Below are 16,854 nucleotides of genomic sequence, written 5' to 3'. Positions count from 1 at the left end.
TGCAGAGCAAAGACAGTTGATGCAACAGAACTGGGAAGAGGCATTGCAACTAGCAAAAAAAGGCAACCCGGTGCAATTTCCTGAAATTACGCTGTTAGCAAAAGATGGTAGTCAGCGCATTGCCCAGCGTACCATGTCGATTGTCGGCAATGATGTGATTCTGGTCTGGAATGATCTGACCGCAATCCGGGAAACGGAACAGGCATTACAAGACAGTGAGCAGCGCTTCCGAATCATGGTAGAACATACCGTGGTCGGAGTGTATGTGCTGCGCGACAATCGGTATATCTACGTCAATCCAAGTTATGCCAACATGCTTGGCTGGTCTGCTGCAGCGCTCATTGGACATGATATTCTGGAGTTTGCCGATGCAACGATAGACATCCTGGCACTGATTCACCAGGAGCAGGATCAAGCTACGGAATATTTGGGCATGCCGCCTATCGTTGCGTTCCGCCATCAAAACGGTCAGATCCGGGAATTTGCCCTACATGCACGTTGCATCACTTGGGACGATGGCATGCCTGCCACGATTGTCATGGCACTAGATATTACCGAACAAAAGCAGGCACAGGATCAGATTACCCGACAGCTAGAGCAGCTGGAAGCCACCATGTATGGCACCTTGCAGGCAGTATCTATTATGGTGGAATTACGCGATCCTTATACTGCGGGGCATGAGCGTCGTGTAGGGCTGATTGCTAGTGCCATTGCCAAAGAAATGGGCTGGGATGAAAAACGCTGCCTGCAGATGGAAGAAATTGGACTGGTACATGACATCGGCAAGATTTCCATTCCTTCTGAAATTCTGACTAAACCTACTCGTCTAACGCATCTGGAAATGGAAATGATGAAAGGCCATGCACAGGCGGGTTATGAGATTCTCAAGAATGTTCCTTTCAATATTCCAATTGCAGAAATCATTGGTCAGCATCATGAACGCATGGATGGAACGGGCTATCCTAATGGTTTGAAAGGGGAGGAGATTCATCCAGAGGCACGTATTTTAGCGGTAGCCGATGTGATTGAGTCAATGGCTACGCATCGCCCATATCGTGCTGCTTTGGGCATAGATGTTGCACTTTGTGAAGTTTTAAAAGGGCGTGGAACAATTTATGATACGGAAGTTTGTGATGCAGCAGTACGTTTAATCAAGGAAAAGGGATATGTGCTGCCAAGTTAAACAGGCTTGATCATCAGGTGAATAGCAGCCAAAAAGCTATTCACTTTTTTAGTTGAGCTACAGACTGCACTGGGTTATGTATCGCCTTTTGAGTTTGAAGCAATGTACTATGATAAAATTAACCAGTTAGGTCAGGTGGCCTAACTTAAATAAAAAGTCTCCGACAAACCCGGTACGGTTCATTTTAACAATTTTTAATCAGAGCCTTTTGGAATAATTTGCTTTAATTTCTCTATTATTATTTTATCAAAAAATTCCTTTAATATGAAAAAATTAGAATTTATTTTATTAAGTTTACTTGCAGCCTGTAGTCCAGTTACAGAAAAAATTGAATCAAATATAGTTGTTCCACGTATTCAATATACGGGGGGAGCAGATAATGCAAGTTATAGTGAGGCTAAGCTTATTAGGGAAGGTAAATGCCTATACCTAGAACATGCTGATGGATCTAAAGTTCTGCCAATTTTTGCTACAAAAACTCTAGATTGGGATATGGAAACTAAGAGCCTAAAAGTAGATTCGGATACTTATTTTTTAGGTGATAAAGCAGCATATGGAGGCGGAGAATCCTATCCTCTAGAAAAAAATAATTATTCTTGGATAACTGAAGTAGATCCTAGCTGTGATACCTCAAAAGTTATAGTTATTAGTCGACTCATAAGACCAATTGAACAGAACTACCAAAATGAAGAATAGCCTATTTTACTGTCTTGCATTAGTTTTAATTATAGGATGCCAACCATTAGAAAAAAATGGATATATTTCTATTAAAAATTGGACCAATGCCCCAATCACAGATCTTAAAATAACTTATATCAGTGCTCAAAAAACTTATAGCTTAGGTACTCTTTATCCTTATTCGGAATATAAATACGCCATCAACTATGAGCAGCATAATGAGGATTCAATAATCTTTTCATATGTAGATAAAAGTCATAAAAAGATTAATCAAGAAGTAGCTACATATGCAGCCAAATATGATAGGAGAATTTATGAAATAATTATTCAATAGAATATAAATTTATATAGAAATTACAATTACTAATTGAACGAAAGAGCTTCTATTTGAAGTTTCAAAAACTGGAGTTTTCCACCAATCTAACCTCCATTTAACATAATGGTGGTTATGCGAAACGAGAGTGTAAGCCCAAAATAGAAATGTCCGGTTTCTCCAAAGTAAAAATGTCCGCTTTTAGAATATGCACTTTTGCGATTATTGAAGCGGACGGTTTGATATGTTGGTGTCTATGTCGGATAAAGAACTTAAACGATTGTCGGTCTTGCAGGAAATCTGCGATCAACGCATAACTCAATCCCAGGCTGCTCAGCTACTTCATATTTCAGAACGTCAGATCAGACGCTTACTGCAGAAATACAAAGCTCAAGGCCCAGCTGCATTAGCCCATGCTGGTCGTGGCCAAACCAGCAACTGCAAACTTCCTGAAGAACTCAGACTCAAGTGCCTCAATATTGTTTCGGATCAACTCCATGGTTTCGGACCCACTTTAGCGCATGAAAAGCTCACTACCGTTCATGGATTCGATCTTTCAGTGGAAACCCTGCGTTGCTGGATGATTGCAGCCGATTTATGGATTCCTCGCTCCAAGCGCCTGAAACGCCCATATCAGCCTCGATATAACCGAGATTGTTATGGTGAACTGGTACAAATCGATGGCTCACACCATGACTGGTTTGAAGGAAGAGCCGCTAAATGCTGTCTGCTAGTCTTTATCGATGATGCCACAGGCAAATTGCAGCATTTACGCTTCTGTGAATCAGAATCAGCCTTTGACTATATGATTTCGACACGCTTGTATGTTGAACAGCATGGTAAGCCTTTAGCGTTTTACAGCGACAAACATTCAGTCTTTAGGGTGAATCAAAGCAGCAAGAAAGACAGCAAGATTACCCAGTTTGGACGCGTACTCAGTACCCTCAATATCGATATCATCTTCGCTAACTCCCCTCAGGCCAAAGGACGGGTGGAACGGGCCAACAGAACCCTTCAGGACCGTCTGATTAAGGAGATGCGCCTGGAAGGTATCAGTTCGATTGCAGATGCGAATAAGTGGTTACCCTGCTTTATTGAGCAGTTCAATCTCAAGTTTGCAAAGATGGCCTTTAATCCTAAGAACTTACACCGCTCTGCCACCGAAACAGCTGAGCAATTAGATGATATTTTTACCTGGCGAGAGCCACGTAGAGTCACCAATAGCCTGACCATTACTTATGATAAATGTGTATATCTCCTGGAGAGTACAGAAGAAAACCAGAGGCTGATTGGTAAATATCTTGAGTTTCTAGAATACCCGGATGGTACTGTAGCCATCATGCATGAAGGCCGGAAGATCAATTACAGCATCTTCGATAAATTAAGTCAGCTCAACCAGCGAGAGATTGTTGAGAATAAACGGTTGGGTGCTGTTCTGAATCATATCCAACAACAGCATGAAGAACTGGAACAACAAAACAAACGCAATCGTTCTCAAAAGATGCCAAGCAGACGTGCACAGAAAACAGCAATTCAACAACGAAATCTGAATCCTGTGCTTGACTTGGAAATGTCCATATAGGACATTTCTATTTGGTTATTAGGTAGGACATTTCTACTTGGGAATAACAGAGAGAGAGAGCTACCAGCTCTCGTTTTTTGTTATGGAAACTGCTAAAATTCAAATACGCCATTGACGTATAAAGAGTCCATGTTATTTATTGAAACCAGCATCTTTACCAAGCAAATTAAAGACCTTGTATCTCTGAGGAATATCGTCAACTTCAGCAAGATCTTTTGGTACAGCCTGATAGAGGTGACCTAATCAAGAATGGCGGTGGTATTCGCAAAGTACGTTGTGCTCAAGGTAACAAAGGGAAAAGTGGTGGGATACGGGTGATTTATTATTGGGTCACCGAGGATGATCAGATCTTTTTCTTAGTGGCTTATCCAAAATCAGTAAAAGATAATTTAACAGATAAGGAAACCGCCATTCTGCGCCAACTCGTGAAGGAGCAATTTCATGGATAACAACTTATTTGATGACTTGGTTGCTTCAATCAAAGAAGCTGGAGCCATCAAACGTAAAGAAGTTAAAGCAAGCCGAGTTACAGAACTCGAATTGCCTGATATTAAAGAAGTACGTGAAAAAACCGGCTTGAGCCAAAATGAATTTGCTGCACGTCTACATATTAGCCCCCGTACCCTGCAAAATTGGGAACAGGGACGACGCTATCCAACTGGACCAGCAGCTACATTGATTCGAATTTTAGATGCTCACCCAAGCCTTATTTGAAAAAATTACTTAAAAAATGGGAGCTTAAGGCTCCCATTTTTTATTTCGTATAAGGTGTATTATGTTAATTTTAGAAATTATTAACTCAATAGAACCACTTGTATTCAGCTCAAATGTCGTAAAGGGAAAGTATTGTGAAAGAATTAGAATTATTTGATCATGTTGTTTTGAATAAAAGTAATATCCGTTTAATTCCCTTATCTTTTGAACATGAAAGTGGGCTTATGGAAGCATGTAAAGATGGTCAGCTATGGAAGTTAAGAGTGACATCAACACCACATTATTCTGAGGTTCATCAATATATTGAAACAGCTCTAATACAAAAACAGGAAGGTACACGTTATCCATTTGTTGTCATTGAAGAAAACTCTGGGAAAATTCTAGGTACAACTAGTTATCATGATGTTCTTTTGAACGTGAAACGCTTAGAAATAGGTTATACCTGGTATGCAAAATCAGTGCAGCGTACGCATGTCAATACGACATGTAAGTTGCTATTACTACAATTTGCTTTTGAACAGTTAAATATTGAGACGGTTGGACTTCGCACTGATATTTTTAATATTAAAAGTCAGCGAGCAATTGAAAGATTGGGCGCAAAAAAGGATGGGATAATTAGAGGTCATGCTTTACGTAAAGATGGTACAACTCGAGATACCGTAATGTACAGTATTATCAAAAGTGAATGGACTAACATAAAAGCACATCTAATTGATTTATTAGATAATTATTAACTATAAGATTTTATTACACTAATACATTAGGATTATGATTTAACATAAAAACTCTTATTCGCAATTATAAAAACAGGAATTTTCCACCAATTCACCATCCATTTAACATAATGGCGGTTATACGAATTGAACTTTTCTTCATCTAAGAATATAGTGTGATTAACAATGTTAATCATAGGAGCTTAACATGGCTTCAAATGCACTAGTCACTACTCGCATTAACGAAAACATTAAGCATGAAGCAACAGAAGTTCTTGCAACAATGGGCTTAACTGTCTCAGATGCAGTTCGCTTGCTGTTAACCAAGATAGCGAAAGAAAAGGCTCTGCCTTTTGAAATTTGGCAGCCCAATCCTGAAACCATTGCTGCAATGGAAGAAGATCTAAGCAAAGCAAAGAGCTTCACTTCTGTTAAAGATTTGATGGCTGATCTAAATGCGGACGATTAAGTACACATCAGCATTCAAGAAAGACTATAAACGTGAGAAAAAAGGGCAGCATCGAAATACATTAGATGCTGAACTACAAACTGTTTTAGAATTATTGCAAGCTGATGAAGCCTTGCCTGAAAAGTATCGTGACCATGCTTTGGTCAGTAATTGGGTAGGTCATCGTGATTGCCATATCAAACCTGATCTCGTTTTAATCTATAAGAAAACAGAAGAAGGTGAACTACTAATTTTGAAATTAGTTCGCTTAGGCAGTCATAGCGAATTAGCAATTTGAATGATGTAACCCCCAAAGAGCGTTGACATACTCCGTACTAAACCAGTGATTTAATGGGGAGCATGTCAGCCTTCATCGTCAGTTACTTGTCTTTTTGCATTGTAATCTGTTTTTCTAATTCAGCTATCCGTGCATTTGCATTAGTGAGTTGTGATTCCACATATTTGATCGAGCCTGATTTTTCGAGTAGCTGTTCATATTTGGCTTGCAAGGCGTTGTAGTCTTCTTTTGCCTTATCTGTACTAGCAAGAGCGACTTTCAGCTTGTCGGTGGTGTCATCAGTTTGTTTGATCTGTTCATCAAGTTTGATTTGCACCTGTTCCAGTTTTTCTGTGGTATCTGCAAGCTGCTTTTCCAGTTGTTGCACTGTTTCCGCATATCCGCCTTGTACTGCATCAATCCGTTCTTGCAATAGGGTTGCAATGACTTGTGACACGGTAACAAGTTCCGCATCTTTCAGAGTTTTTGCCGTAGTAACGGCTGCCGCCAGTTGCTCTTCAAGGATCTCTTTGCGGTATTTGTTGATAGTGGTCTTTGAGCCGCTACCAAGAACCGCAAGGATATTATCGTTAGTTGGGTTTGAGCCTTGTGCTGCAAGGGATTCGATGGCTTTTGCCACATCTGATTTAGTGATTGCCATGGGTTTACTTTCTATTGTGTACTGTACTGTATCGTATTTTAGTACATTACAGTACAGTACACAATCGATATTTTTTATGAATTATGACTAGCTAAAACTCTCTGCAGCTGTTCGCTAATGTTTTCCAATTTAGCAAAAGCCGATAGAAGATGATTTCTATTAGATTAATAGGACTTACGCATTGACGGATTCAAAAAAGTATTAAAATACTTTATAAAGTATCTGTGATCAGACGAATTAAACATGCTTCTACAGCAACTTGTACATTACCCATTTATATGGGCTTTCTCATGACAGAACCGAACTCTATTAGCTGCACACAACTTGCCGAGACTTATAACATCTCGCATGATAGTGTAAATCGCTTTCTAGAACGTGAAGACTACACACCTCACGACCTATATCAAGAAGCAATTCAACATATTGATAATAATAAACTTATAGTCAGTATTGATGATACTGTTTTAGATAAACCCTATAGTCAACATATGGACTTGGTTAGCTATTTTTGGTCAGGCAAACACCACCGATCCGTCAAGGGTATTAATCTCATTACCTTGTATGCGACAGATCAGAATGGTCAAAATATTCCAATTAATTTCCGAATTTCTCTGTACACGACAAATTTCACAGAACCCTTATCCTATCAGGATTCTGCCTTCTTAAAATTGCCAAAATTTCCTTAAACTCTTCTTTTTTCCCAAAACCAATTAAACGCTGAATCGCCATTTGAACATAGTCTAAACCATAGCGAAATAAACTCATTGAGAGTCGTCCATGCTTCTTTATTTTTGTTACAGCTGCTATGATGAATGAGATCGAAAACTGAAATCCCCCACTAGAATTGTTGACTGGAGTCAAAATGAATAAAAAGCGGCCGGTTAATCTTGATATTCGAACCATTCAGCTTCCTCTCACGGCGCTTACATCGATTCTGCACCGGATTTCAGGAATTATGCTCTTTATTTTTCTGGGACTGATACTGTATATGCTGAGCAAATCGTTGGAGTCAGAAAAGGGTTTTAATGAAGTCAAGGAGATTTTTTCTTCACCTTTCGGCAAAGTTAGTTTCTGGTTGGTATACTCTTCATTTATTTATCATCTCGTAGCCGGAATTCGACACCTAGTTATGGATGTGGGTGTTGGTCATACTTTGAAAGGCAGCAATCGCGCCTCTACTATTGTTTTAGTAGTGTCGGGTGTTTTAATGGTTGCTGGCGCCGTATGGATTTGGTAGCTGTGGAGTCGTAATGCGTATTTACAAGGACTAAAAGCGTCCTTTAAAGCTAACTTACGAAAGTATTTATAATCGACGGTTCACGCTTAAACGGTTGAATCCTTTCGGGCTTCCGAATAGCTGTTAGCTGAAAGCTATCATGAGCTAAGTTTTCTGTGCATCATCAAATGTGTTAATGGGAGCGCCATAGTACTAGGTACAAATATGGCTCTAGGACAATGTTAGATGTTTTGGATTTTGAGGCGGATCGCTCTTATCGAAGATCGTCTAATTCGCTCTGAAGCGCAGGTTTTTTGAAACTATCACCTGGTTGGCACACTGTGCGAATCAACATCAGATATGAGAAAGCCAATCAGGTGAACACTACCCTCGAGGGCTCATCTGTCCAGTTAAAGCCTCGAGTCTTTCTGGGTGCGCAAAAGACAAGAAGGTTATATGGGAAAATTATGAGGCCTGGATACCATGCGTCATGGGCGTGCCGATGCTGTGAGTGACAGAGCGAGAAGCAAGTGAAAGTCCCTGAAGTAGGGGCGGGATGCGCCCGAGTGGCATTTTTTGTCTTAAGGTAGATCGCGTAGCTGTTCTTCAGAATAATCTTCAGAGCGTTGACGACAGCCATCGCTGTGCATTCCTCAAGAATAGAATGTGTCGGAAGGGTGGCGTCATTGGTGTTAGTCATCGCTTAGGATTTCTCAATCTGGCTTACACGGGCGCCTGTACCGATATCCCCGCGGATGGCGACGTATCGATGTTGAATTCCTCGCCAGACGAAGTGCAATGAGCTGCGGCTATAGGCTTGCGCAGCCTTAGATAGCCGGCCGTCGCAGGCGCGCCGGTTGGCCGGGATCTTCTTCTGCCCGTCAGGTGTCCGGTCGGAACTCCAGCACGAACGCTACGACCTTTTCGGCGGACATTTCGCACGGCTTCAACAATGTCCTATCTGATGTAACGCGGAAGAGGTTGAAGCTGACAATGTCAGTCCCGTCCAACTCCCTGGCGAACAGACTGTTGCGACGTCCGTCCCCAGATCGCCGGACGATCAAGCTGAAACGCCGGCCTTCATAAGTCCCTTCTCTGTATCCCTCCGCAAGCTTCGCGAAAGCGGCATCGAACTCGGAATGCTCCATGTCATCCATCCTTATTGATAGAACAGAGGCGCGGCGGGTGCGAGACCGCCAGTGCCGGGTCGCGCTAAGGTGCCGGGCAGATTCCTGCAGCCGACGAGGCCCGGGGTGGGCAGGATAATTGAGATGTCGGCGCCCGCATGGCTATCAGCGAAGTCGTCCGTCCAGTCTGCTAGGCAACGTCCACGCCTTTCCAGAAAGCGATGTAATCCCGGATACCCTCGGCATCCGGAGTGGGGGCGGGATAGGTCCAAGCGGCGTTCACGTTGAGCGCGTCACCCGCGCGAACATGAAAGAAGCGCGCGGCGCCTTTGATCGGACAGACAGATGTGTGCGGGCTCATCTCAAGCAGGCTCAGGTCGACTCCTGACGGTGGGAAGTAGTGATTTCCCTCGACGATGACTGTTTCGTCGCTTGTGGCGATAGTAGTGTCTTTCCAGATGGCTGAGACCAACGGACTCTCCTTTTGTATTCATCAACCGGCGAAGGCTCGCGGGCTGGCTGCCCCAAGCCGCACCTCCTCAGGTGGCAGGCGGGTTGCGCCCGAGAAGTTTGTCGAGCTCGCCTCTGACATCGAGCGCGAATAGCTCATCGGAGCCACCGATAAGGGTGCCATTGATGAAGATCTGCGGCACGGAGCTTCGCCCCGACGCTTCCGCCATGGCCTGCCGGTGAGCCGGATCCGCCTCAATATCGAGCTCCTTCCATCGCACGCCCTTTTCCTTGAGGAGCGCCTTCGCTCGGCGGCAGAACGGGCACCAATTCGTGGTGTACAGCAATACATCAGTTGTCATATTGCATCTCCGGCAGTTGCACGCGGATCGCTGTCATGGCGTTGATCTCCAATTCGCGGCGTTCAAAGATGGCGACTGCACCTTGGCCGACATCGGAGCAGATGCTGACGATTGGCCGCTATCCAGGCGACATGGCCCAAAGTGCTTTCACCGCCAGGCAGAGGCCGCACGCGCCTCCTGTAGCGCCGAGCCGATGCTCTAAGGTAACCGAGCCTCGATTGGGACGGAAGCGGTCCCGCTCGAATCGCCCATCATGCTGGTCGAGCATATCAGGACGACGGATAGTGCAGGAACTTTCAAATTGAGCTTGATGTCGAGCCAGGTATCGCGAGCGAAGGCGTTCTAGAGGCCGGGGGGTACGAAGACTGTGTTCGGCAAAACGGTTCACGTTGATCGCCAAAGCTTCCCAGGGCGCACGTCTACGATCGGCGCGACGTGAGATAGCTCGCGCCGCTAGCCCCCGTAGCGCTCCGTCTTGATGATGGAGGCGTCCAAGCCCGCCAGCAGCGCGCTATCGGTTGCGATGTTGACGAATCCGTTAGACCCGCAGACGAACACTTGCGTCGGCTTTCCCTGAAGCCTGGTTAGAATTTCTTGGACCATCATGCCGTCGATCCGTCGCGCAAAGTCCGATGCGCGAACCGGTTTCTCGCGCGTAATCGCGAGCGCCAGGACGAACGCCGGATCGCTGATTTCGATGCAATGAAGTTCTTCTGAGAAGAGAACGTCCTCGGCGGTTCGTGCGGACAGGAGCAACGCTGTCGGAACGGCTTGGGCCAATGCGCGGCGCTGCCGGATCATTGCCATCAACGGCACGAGGCCGGAGCCTCCCCCGATCAACAGAACCGGATCTATGGCAGGCTCAGGCCAAAGGAAATGGCCACCGAGCGGACCGCGAACTTCGATTTCGTCACCAATCGCCGCGATGTCGTGAAAAAACGGCGAAACTTCGGCATCCGGCATGCGCTCGATAGCTATCTCGACGATCGGGGTCGAAACTGCCGATGACGCGATCGAGTAGCTGCGCATTGCACTGTAGCCGTCGGGCGCGGTCAGCCGGATATCGACGTGCTGACCTGCGGTGTGCGCGAACGGCTTGCTCAACCGAAGGAAGAAGCTCTTGATACTCGGTGTTTGCTGGATGATGTCGTCGATCACGCATGATTGCCACGAACGGACTTGCGCTTCGTTTTCAGTCATGGGTGTATCGTTGTTCGCGCCACGGATCGCCGTAGATGTGATAGCCGTGCAGCTCCCAAAAGCCGGCCTCGTCACGCGTCGTGAATTGCAGCGCATTCACCCATTTGGCGGATTTCCAGAAGTAAAGGTGCGGCACTAGAAGACGCGCCGGCCCCCCATGATCGCGGGAAAGTGGCTTGCCCGCATAACTGAGGGCGACCATCGCTTTCCCGGAAAGCAGATCCGTCAGAGGGACGTTTGTCGAATAATTATCGTAGCAGTGCGCCAAGACGAAATCGGTAGGCCGATCAAGCTCTGCATCTGCAAGGATGTCTTCAATGAGTACACCCTCCCAAACGGTATCCAGTTTGGACCAAGAGGTGACGCAGTGAATATCCTTTGTCACCTGGGTCTTTGGTAGAGTGTTGAATTCGCCCCAATTCCACGTTTTGACGGGCTTCGGACCAATTTTGACTGTGAATTTCCAGTCGGAGGGCTCTACCCTCGGCGTAGGGCCGGCCGACAGAACAGGGAAATCCTCCACCAGATGCTGACCTGGCGGAATCCGATCGGACTGGTCGCCTGAACCGCGACCGGTGAAACCTCTGGTGACCATAGTGACCCCTCTTGCTCGATACGGCAGACCGAAGCCGGCCTTCATTTCAGTACTCTGCGTAAAGCATTTGCCCGCACATCCGCCGAATAAGCCAATCGACTAAAAATCAGATACAGATGCTCTATCATCGTAAAAAATCGCGTATCGAACATAGCGTCAGGCCAGCATGATTCCCAATACCCAATGGCTATAGGGTAGATAACCCCAAGGCTGCGTACGCTGATCTGCGGTATGCGGAGCGGAAGTTGCAGGTTCGCTCTCAAACGGATGGGCAGCGTGCAAAGCTCAAGGCTCACCAGCGCATGGTTGCCCAGTTCGCGCTCGCCGGCAGCTTGAGTATATTAAGGACGAAATGTCGATCTGATCTATTCTGGCTTCAGGAAATAGGGAAAATAAGGTCGGACGTTCGCGCACCGTCGCGACGCGCGATCATCCACTAAGCTTCTGTATCGGGGTTGGAGGATCAGATGAACGAGATCGAACGACAAGCGCCTGAGCTGCGGGTGCAAAAATGGATTGGCAAAGATGGGGAAAGTATCGCGCCGTTCAAACTGTCAGATATCGGGCCCGGCCCGAAAATCTTGTTTGCCTTCCAGCATTGGTGCCAAGGTTGCCATTTGCATGGGTTTCCGACGCTACAAAAGTTGCATGCAGCGTTGAGCTCAAAAGACGTGGGGTTCGCAGTGATCCAGACCGTCTTCGAAGGAACGCATGAGAATACCTTCGAGAAGTTGCGCGTGAACCAGCTCAAGTATGAGCTTCCTATCGTTTTCGGTCACGACGAGCAACCGACCGGCTCGCCGTTTCCAACCTTCATGGAAGACTACCGCACACGAGGAACTCCGTGGTTTACGGTTATCGACGCTGGCGGTAGCATTGTTTTCTCGGACTTCCATCTCGACGCGGAGCGACTAGTGAAGCAACTTGAGCAAGGTTAATCGTTGGAAGGTGGGCAATCATCCTGATTGCCACCCATCCCCTGATGCCCACTACAGGCGTTGCGCGCTGTAACTCTGTTGATCAGCGTGCGAAAACCCGGATCCGGATAGGAGGAGCGTCAACGATTGAATCAATCCGTTGGGAGAGGGCGGCTCCGCTCCGTCAGCTCGGCAATAGATAACCCATTCTCGCCGAGCAACTCTCTGATCCGATCGACGATATGAGCCCCTAGCGCCGCTGTCTTGGTCCCCCCCACAGATTCCCAAGATGCGAGTTCACACGCCGATACCTCGTGGTCAGCGCCGAAGTGCTTCTGTCGGTATGTCACCGCCGCCCTTCAATGATAAAGGCGCGGTAACGGGAACCGGCAAAGCGTTGAGCAGCGATGGTTTGGTAGGCGGGACTGTCATACCAGTCGCGAGCGGCCTGCATCGTCGGGAAACGCAAGATTACGGCCCCTTCGATGGGCGGCCCCTCCAAATGCTGGATCGCGCCATAAGCGGCGAGAAAGGTAACGTCGTGACCATCGAACGATGGTCCGACGCCTGCAGAATAGGTTGCGAGTGCATGTGGGTCGCTGGTTTCTTCCCGCGTAAAGACGACGAACGCTTCCATCATTAGGCCTCTCAAAGGTTGGATCTGTTGGCCATTACCACCGGTGATGGCCTCACAGTCGTCAGGCTGGCAACTGGAACCCGATTTTCATGAGTGCCTCGACGCACGCATCCTGATCCTGCTGATAGTTGCCTCCGGAGATGCCTATGCCGCCGATCAACTTCCCATCCTCCAGAATCGGATAACCGCCGCCGACAGCGACCATCCGAGGGCGATAGGCTAGCGGCGCCACTTTTGGATCGTTGGTCACATAGTCGTTCCAGACATGGGTCGGGAACCCAAACGAGGCGGAACTCCAGGCCTTGTCGATGGCAACATCGACGGTAAGGAACGGCGCATCGTCGGTGCGCTCGAACGCGCGCAGGTTACCGGTGGCGTCGACGACGGCGACGGCAGCCGGGATGCCGATGGCACGGGCCGCAGCGAGCGCCGCGTCGATGAGGGCGACTGCGGTTTCGCGGTTGATCGAGGCGGTGGCAATAGATTTGGTCATGGGATTCTCATCGCTGGGGCATAACCCGTTCGGCTTTTTGAGGTTGGACAAGATGTTTGGCGATCGCGGTCGTTAGAAGCCTTCGAGGACGATCTTGCCTTTAGCCGCGCCACTTTCGATCAGTGCATGCACCGTCTTCAGATTGGCGGCATTGATCGGCGACAGTCGCCGGGTCAGCGTCGTGCGGATTTTGCCGTCGTCAACCAGCGCTGCCATCGCATCCAGAATCTCGCCCTGCTCATTCATGTCGGGCGTGCCGTAGATCGACCGCGTGAACATCAGCTCGTGGTGGATCGACACCGCCTTGCGCTTGAAAACCATGATATCGAATGCCTTGGGATCGTCGATCAGTCCGAACCGTCCTTGTGGGGCGATCAGTTCGGCGATGTCGGCGACATGTTGCTCGGTATGTGTGGTCGAAAAGACGAAAGCGGGAGCACCGATGCCGAGTTCGGCGATCTGTGGCGCGAGCGGACGAGAATGGTCGATGACGTGGTGAGCTCCAAGCCCTCTTACCCACTCTTGGGTTTCCGGTCGAGAGGCTGTGGCGATGACGGTGAGGTCCGTGCGCTGTCGCGCGATCTGGACGGCGATCGACCCAACCCCGCCCGCGCCACCGATGATGAGGATCGCCTCCGCCGCACCGGGTACGGGCTTCGCCACGTCCAGGCGGTCGAACATCGCCTCCCAGGCCGTCAACGTCGTCAGCGGCAGCGCCGCCGCTTCCGCCCAGGAGAGCGACGCAGGTTTGTGACCGACAATCCGGGCGTCGACGAGATGGAACTCCGCATTGGTACCGGGCCGTGTGATCGATCCGGCATAATAGACCTCGTCGCCTAACTCGAACTGCGTGACGTCGGGGCCGACCTCGCGCACAATCCCGGCGGCATCCCATCCCAGCACCTTCCAATCGCCATCTGCCGGCGGCGTGCTGTTGCGGACCTTGTAGTCGACCGGGTTGACCGAGACGGCCTTCACCTCAACCAGGATATCGTATCCTGCAGCGACAGGCCGAGGCAGATTGATGTCGACCAGCGCGGCATCCGCGGCGATGGGTCCCGGAACCTTGTAACCAATGGCTTTCATAAATGTCTCCAGCTTGCTTGATCGGATGACGCGAATGCTCGTTAGTCAACTTCTTCTACATTGAGGTCCCGACTCTTGAACTGGGTCGCGGTAGCAGATTTCATCGAACACGTCGATCAACAGGCCTTTATGCTCTGTCGCCGGATCGGTGATCGCGTAGATGTTGGAGGCATCTTCGCCGTCGTCCCCGCTCTCGAGGCGCAACGCCGCATCGACGCGAATGCTGCATGCATCGAGGGTTGACCCTAGTTCGAGATCGACGAGATTGCCGTCCTTGACGCGGTATTCGCGGTCATAGCCGTTGGCGATGAATGACTGGACTGCTTCTAGAACGTCGGTCACCTGGGAGGTCATGGAAGCACCTTCATCTTGAACTGGATTGGACACGCTCGCGCACAAAGCGCGCTGTGACTCGGCGGACGGAGAAGCTCGCGAAGTGCGTTACTCATAGCCACTTGGCCTTCTTGAAGCGCATGAACAGGAGAAGGCAGAACACCGCTATCACTCCGAGCACGACGAAGTAGCCATATGGCGTGTCCAGTTCCGGCATGTGCTTGAAGTTCATGCCATATATTCCGGCGATCGCCGTCGGGACCGTCAAGATCGCCGCCCAGGCCGCGAGCTGGCGAGTGACCACACCGATCCTTTGCGCTTCCAGAAGGCTGCTGGCCTCGAAGACCGTGGACAGGACAAGCAGGAGGCCGTCGACCATGGACTGCACGCGGTGGACATGGTCCGCGACGTCGTGGAAATATGGTGTCATTTCGGCGCTGATGCAGGGAAAGTGGCCGCGAACGAGCTTTCGCACCAGCTCGGCCATAGCCCCGAGCGTGCGCTGGAACCGCGTGAGTTCGGACCTTAGTTCGAAGATTCGCGCCACCTCTTCTGGCCCGAGGAAATCGTGCAGCGACCGTCGCTCCATCGCCAGGACGTCGTCCTCGATCATTTCGAAGATGGGCAGATACTGGTCGACCACTCGGTGCAAGATCGCGTGCAGCACATAGTCGACACCCTTGCCGAACTGCGTCGGCGATGCCTCGAGTTGCTCCCGAAGTTTGCCCAGCGCTCCGGCATTGCCGTGCCGCACGGTGATAAGGTGATTGTGACCGGTGAAGATCGCCATCTTGCCGTAGCTGATCCGGTCGCCGACCAGCTCGGCGGTCTGGGCGACGACGTACAACTCATCGTTGTAGACCTCGAGCTTGGGCGGGCACAGCGGGTGCATGGCGTTGTCGATCGCCAAAGGATGGAGGTTATACGTCGTCTGGATCGCGCTGAGTTCGTCTGCGGTGGGCTCGCTAAGCGCGATCCAGCAGAAGCCCGAGCGATTCTCGTTTAGTTCGACGTGCTCATCGAGCCTGATTTCACGGACTCGCTTACCTTCGTTGTAATAATATGCGGCGATAATGGTCATGCAGGCTTCGCAGGAATTCGCAGGCCACGCTGTACAGCCGGTCGCGCCAGCCCGCGTTCGAGCCATGCCTGCACGTTCGAATAGCTGCTTAGGCCGAGGATGTCGCCCGCTGCGTAGAATTCGACCAGCGCATTCACCCAGCCAAACGTCGCAATGTCCGCGATCGAGTAATCATCGACAATCCATTCGCGGCCCTCCAGCCGGTGATCCAGGACCCCGAGAAGACGCCTGGATTCATCAACAAAGCGCTGCCGAGGTCGCTTGTCCTCATAGTCCTTGCCGGCAAATCGCAGGAAAAAGCCTAGCTGTCCGAACATCGGCCCGATGGCCGACATCTGAAAGAACACCCACGCTAGGGTCTCGTAACGCTGGCCTGGTTCGGTGGAGATGAACTGACCCGTCTTGTCGGCCAGATAGAGGAGGATCGCACCGGATTCCCATAAGGCGATGGGTCTACCGTCAGGGCCAGCCGGATCGATGATCGCCGGTATGCGTCCGTTCGGGTTCAGCGACACGAACGCCGGATCCTTCGACTCGTTGTTCGAGATGTCGATCAGGTGGGGCTCGTACGCCAGGCCAGTCTCCTCAAGCATGATCGAGACCTTGACGCCATTGGGCGTAGGGGCTGCGTAGAGTTGCAGGCGATCGGGATGAGATGCCGGCCAGCGCTGCGTGATCGGAAAGGACGAGAGGTCTGGCATAAATCTGCGATCCTGGTGTTGCGATGGCGACTGACTGGAACGAGCCGTCACTCTGAAGTAGGGTTCGATGACCGCGTCGCTGAACGA

At 49.2% G+C, this 16,854-nt stretch carries 21 protein-coding genes and 3 pseudogenes; 12 read left to right on the top strand and 12 right to left on the bottom strand.

Annotated features, from left to right (window positions below; genetic code table 11):
* Positions 1-19 precede the first annotated feature (19 nt).
* The 9 genes and pseudogenes from FD716_RS19210 to FD716_RS18615 all read left to right on the top strand — a co-directional run bounded on the left by FD716_RS19210 (position 20) and on the right by FD716_RS18615 (position 5,929).
* Positions 20-1,183 (top strand): HD domain-containing phosphohydrolase, encoded by a 1,164-nt coding sequence (locus tag FD716_RS19210; protein WP_228715048.1) that lies wholly within the window; start codon positions 20-22, stop codon positions 1,181-1,183.
* A 264-nt stretch (positions 1,184-1,447) separates the two neighbouring features.
* Positions 1,448-1,879: a hypothetical protein gene (locus FD716_RS18660; RefSeq protein WP_018680121.1), complete on the top strand. Its 432-nt coding sequence runs from the start codon at positions 1,448-1,450 to the stop codon at positions 1,877-1,879.
* On the top strand, positions 1,869-2,195 hold the full coding sequence (locus tag FD716_RS18655) for a hypothetical protein (RefSeq protein ID WP_005108845.1): 327 nt from the start codon (positions 1,869-1,871) through the stop codon (positions 2,193-2,195). The genes FD716_RS18660 and FD716_RS18655 overlap by 11 nt, the downstream gene beginning before the upstream one ends.
* Before the next feature lie 235 nt (positions 2,196-2,430).
* Positions 2,431-3,756 carry an ISNCY family transposase gene (locus tag FD716_RS18645; protein WP_139850444.1) on the top strand — a complete coding sequence of 442 codons (1,326 nt, stop codon included), beginning with the start codon at positions 2,431-2,433 and terminating at the stop codon, positions 3,754-3,756.
* A gap of 129 nt (positions 3,757-3,885) precedes the next feature.
* Positions 3,886-4,205, top strand: a pseudogene (locus FD716_RS18635) (type II toxin-antitoxin system RelE/ParE family toxin).
* Complete coding sequence (nadS, locus tag FD716_RS18630) at positions 4,198-4,470, top strand: NadS family protein (RefSeq protein WP_000369781.1); 273 nt, start codon at positions 4,198-4,200, stop codon at positions 4,468-4,470. Before FD716_RS18635 ends, nadS begins: the two are co-directional and overlap by 8 nt.
* A 134-nt stretch (positions 4,471-4,604) precedes the next feature.
* Positions 4,605-5,204 (top strand): GNAT family N-acetyltransferase, encoded by a 600-nt coding sequence (locus tag FD716_RS18625; RefSeq protein ID WP_270871650.1) that lies wholly within the window; start codon positions 4,605-4,607, stop codon positions 5,202-5,204.
* 187 nt (positions 5,205-5,391) lie between these two features.
* Entirely contained in the window at positions 5,392-5,652 is a 261-nt protein-coding gene (locus tag FD716_RS18620) for a type II toxin-antitoxin system RelB/DinJ family antitoxin (RefSeq protein ID WP_039048336.1), read from the top strand.
* Positions 5,639-5,929, top strand: a complete 291-nt coding sequence (locus tag FD716_RS18615; protein WP_039048337.1) for a type II toxin-antitoxin system YafQ family toxin — start codon at positions 5,639-5,641, stop codon at positions 5,927-5,929. Before FD716_RS18620 ends, FD716_RS18615 begins: the two co-directional genes overlap by 14 nt.
* Positions 5,930-6,011: 82 nt before the next feature.
* On the opposite strand, the gene FD716_RS18610 is transcribed toward FD716_RS18615, so the two are convergent.
* On the bottom strand, positions 6,012-6,569 hold the full coding sequence (locus tag FD716_RS18610; RefSeq protein ID WP_039048338.1) for a DNA-binding protein: 558 nt from the start codon (positions 6,567-6,569) through the stop codon (positions 6,012-6,014).
* 224 nt (positions 6,570-6,793) lie between these two features.
* On the opposite strand from FD716_RS18610, the pseudogene FD716_RS18605 reads away from it, so the two are divergent.
* Positions 6,794-7,177 (top strand): annotated as a pseudogene (locus FD716_RS18605) (IS701 family transposase); the annotation flags it as partial.
* Positions 7,178-7,196: 19 nt separating this feature from the next.
* On the opposite strand, the pseudogene FD716_RS18600 reads toward FD716_RS18605, so the two are convergent.
* Positions 7,197-7,361: pseudogene (locus tag FD716_RS18600) on the bottom strand (IS4-like element ISAba33 family transposase); the annotation flags it as partial.
* A 70-nt stretch (positions 7,362-7,431) separates the two neighbouring features.
* Between FD716_RS18600 and sdhC the strand changes: the two are divergent.
* Positions 7,432-7,806: a succinate dehydrogenase, cytochrome b556 subunit gene (gene sdhC / locus FD716_RS18595; protein ID WP_005005993.1), complete on the top strand. Its 375-nt coding sequence runs from the start codon at positions 7,432-7,434 to the stop codon at positions 7,804-7,806.
* 1,296 nt (positions 7,807-9,102) lie between these two features.
* Here the strand turns inward: sdhC and FD716_RS18580 are convergent.
* The 4 genes from FD716_RS18580 to FD716_RS18565 form a co-directional block, all read right to left on the bottom strand.
* Positions 9,103-9,384 carry a DUF427 domain-containing protein gene (locus tag FD716_RS18580; protein WP_003464986.1) on the bottom strand — a complete coding sequence of 94 codons (282 nt, stop codon included), beginning with the start codon at positions 9,382-9,384 and terminating at the stop codon, positions 9,103-9,105.
* Positions 9,385-9,451: 67 nt separating this feature from the next.
* Entirely contained in the window at positions 9,452-9,724 is a 273-nt protein-coding gene (grxC, locus tag FD716_RS18575; RefSeq protein ID WP_005005995.1) for a glutaredoxin 3, read from the bottom strand.
* 453 nt (positions 9,725-10,177) lie between these two features.
* A complete protein-coding gene (locus FD716_RS18570) occupies positions 10,178-10,924 on the bottom strand; it encodes a ferredoxin reductase (RefSeq protein WP_002118292.1) in 747 nt (248 codons plus the stop codon).
* On the bottom strand, positions 10,917-11,519 hold the full coding sequence (locus FD716_RS18565; RefSeq protein WP_003464980.1) for a sulfite oxidase-like oxidoreductase: 603 nt from the start codon (positions 11,517-11,519) through the stop codon (positions 10,917-10,919). The genes FD716_RS18570 and FD716_RS18565 overlap by 8 nt, the downstream gene beginning before the upstream one ends.
* A gap of 467 nt (positions 11,520-11,986) precedes the next feature.
* On the opposite strand from FD716_RS18565, the gene FD716_RS18560 reads away from it, so the two are divergent.
* Positions 11,987-12,457: a TlpA family protein disulfide reductase gene (locus tag FD716_RS18560; RefSeq protein ID WP_003464979.1), complete on the top strand. Its 471-nt coding sequence runs from the start codon at positions 11,987-11,989 to the stop codon at positions 12,455-12,457.
* Positions 12,458-12,782: 325 nt separating this feature from the next.
* Here FD716_RS18560 and FD716_RS18550 read toward each other — a convergent pair whose 3' ends face one another.
* The 6 genes from FD716_RS18550 to FD716_RS18525 form a co-directional block, all read right to left on the bottom strand.
* The gene (locus FD716_RS18550; RefSeq protein WP_010591688.1) at positions 12,783-13,076 is read right to left on the bottom strand and encodes a DUF1330 domain-containing protein; all 294 of its coding nucleotides are present in this window, start codon (positions 13,074-13,076) and stop codon (positions 12,783-12,785) included.
* 58 nt (positions 13,077-13,134) lie between these two features.
* A complete protein-coding gene (locus tag FD716_RS18545; protein ID WP_005006001.1) occupies positions 13,135-13,566 on the bottom strand; it encodes a GlcG/HbpS family heme-binding protein in 432 nt (143 codons plus the stop codon).
* Positions 13,567-13,638: 72 nt separating this feature from the next.
* Complete coding sequence (locus tag FD716_RS18540) at positions 13,639-14,652, bottom strand: zinc-binding alcohol dehydrogenase family protein (RefSeq protein ID WP_002118279.1); 1,014 nt, start codon at positions 14,650-14,652, stop codon at positions 13,639-13,641.
* A gap of 45 nt (positions 14,653-14,697) precedes the next feature.
* Complete coding sequence (locus FD716_RS18535; RefSeq protein ID WP_009501719.1) at positions 14,698-15,039, bottom strand: hypothetical protein; 342 nt, start codon at positions 15,037-15,039, stop codon at positions 14,698-14,700.
* A 58-nt stretch (positions 15,040-15,097) separates the two neighbouring features.
* Positions 15,098-16,066 (bottom strand): magnesium and cobalt transport protein CorA, encoded by a 969-nt coding sequence (locus FD716_RS18530; RefSeq protein WP_002118270.1) that lies wholly within the window; start codon positions 16,064-16,066, stop codon positions 15,098-15,100.
* Positions 16,063-16,767, bottom strand: a complete 705-nt coding sequence (locus FD716_RS18525) for a glutathione S-transferase N-terminal domain-containing protein (RefSeq protein ID WP_139853763.1) — start codon at positions 16,765-16,767, stop codon at positions 16,063-16,065. The genes FD716_RS18530 and FD716_RS18525 overlap by 4 nt, the downstream gene beginning before the upstream one ends.
* Positions 16,768-16,854: the final 87 nt, after the last annotated feature.

It is taken from the genome of Acinetobacter pullicarnis, assembly GCF_006352475.1.
Classification (GTDB): Bacteria; Pseudomonadota; Gammaproteobacteria; order Pseudomonadales; family Moraxellaceae; genus Acinetobacter; species Acinetobacter pullicarnis.
This window is presented reverse-complemented; position numbering and strand designations above follow the sequence as displayed.

What these genes read in the sequence shown, in the direction of transcription:
- FD716_RS19210 (WP_228715048.1), top strand. Translation starts at nt 20, where the DNA reads ATGCAACAGAACTGGGAAGAGGCATTGCAACTAGCAAAAAAAGGCAAC.
- FD716_RS18660 (WP_018680121.1), top strand. Translation starts at nt 1,448, where the DNA reads ATGAAAAAATTAGAATTTATTTTATTAAGTTTACTTGCAGCCTGTAGT.
- FD716_RS18655 (WP_005108845.1), top strand. Translation starts at nt 1,869, where the DNA reads ATGAAGAATAGCCTATTTTACTGTCTTGCATTAGTTTTAATTATAGGA.
- FD716_RS18645 (WP_139850444.1), top strand. Translation starts at nt 2,431, where the DNA reads ATGTCGGATAAAGAACTTAAACGATTGTCGGTCTTGCAGGAAATCTGC.
- nadS (WP_000369781.1), top strand. Translation starts at nt 4,198, where the DNA reads ATGGATAACAACTTATTTGATGACTTGGTTGCTTCAATCAAAGAAGCT.
- FD716_RS18620 (WP_039048336.1), top strand. Translation starts at nt 5,392, where the DNA reads ATGGCTTCAAATGCACTAGTCACTACTCGCATTAACGAAAACATTAAG.
- FD716_RS18615 (WP_039048337.1), top strand. Translation starts at nt 5,639, where the DNA reads ATGCGGACGATTAAGTACACATCAGCATTCAAGAAAGACTATAAACGT.
- FD716_RS18610 (WP_039048338.1), bottom strand. Translation starts at nt 6,569, where the DNA reads ATGGCAATCACTAAATCAGATGTGGCAAAAGCCATCGAATCCCTTGCA.
- sdhC (WP_005005993.1), top strand. Translation starts at nt 7,432, where the DNA reads ATGAATAAAAAGCGGCCGGTTAATCTTGATATTCGAACCATTCAGCTT.
- grxC (WP_005005995.1), bottom strand. Translation starts at nt 9,724, where the DNA reads ATGACAACTGATGTATTGCTGTACACCACGAATTGGTGCCCGTTCTGC.
- FD716_RS18570 (WP_002118292.1), bottom strand. Translation starts at nt 10,924, where the DNA reads ATGACTGAAAACGAAGCGCAAGTCCGTTCGTGGCAATCATGCGTGATC.
- FD716_RS18565 (WP_003464980.1), bottom strand. Translation starts at nt 11,519, where the DNA reads ATGGTCACCAGAGGTTTCACCGGTCGCGGTTCAGGCGACCAGTCCGAT.
- FD716_RS18560 (WP_003464979.1), top strand. Translation starts at nt 11,987, where the DNA reads ATGAACGAGATCGAACGACAAGCGCCTGAGCTGCGGGTGCAAAAATGG.
- FD716_RS18550 (WP_010591688.1), bottom strand. Translation starts at nt 13,076, where the DNA reads ATGATGGAAGCGTTCGTCGTCTTTACGCGGGAAGAAACCAGCGACCCA.
- FD716_RS18545 (WP_005006001.1), bottom strand. Translation starts at nt 13,566, where the DNA reads ATGACCAAATCTATTGCCACCGCCTCGATCAACCGCGAAACCGCAGTC.
- FD716_RS18540 (WP_002118279.1), bottom strand. Translation starts at nt 14,652, where the DNA reads ATGAAAGCCATTGGTTACAAGGTTCCGGGACCCATCGCCGCGGATGCC.
- FD716_RS18530 (WP_002118270.1), bottom strand. Translation starts at nt 16,066, where the DNA reads ATGACCATTATCGCCGCATATTATTACAACGAAGGTAAGCGAGTCCGT.
- FD716_RS18525 (WP_139853763.1), bottom strand. Translation starts at nt 16,767, where the DNA reads ATGCCAGACCTCTCGTCCTTTCCGATCACGCAGCGCTGGCCGGCATCT.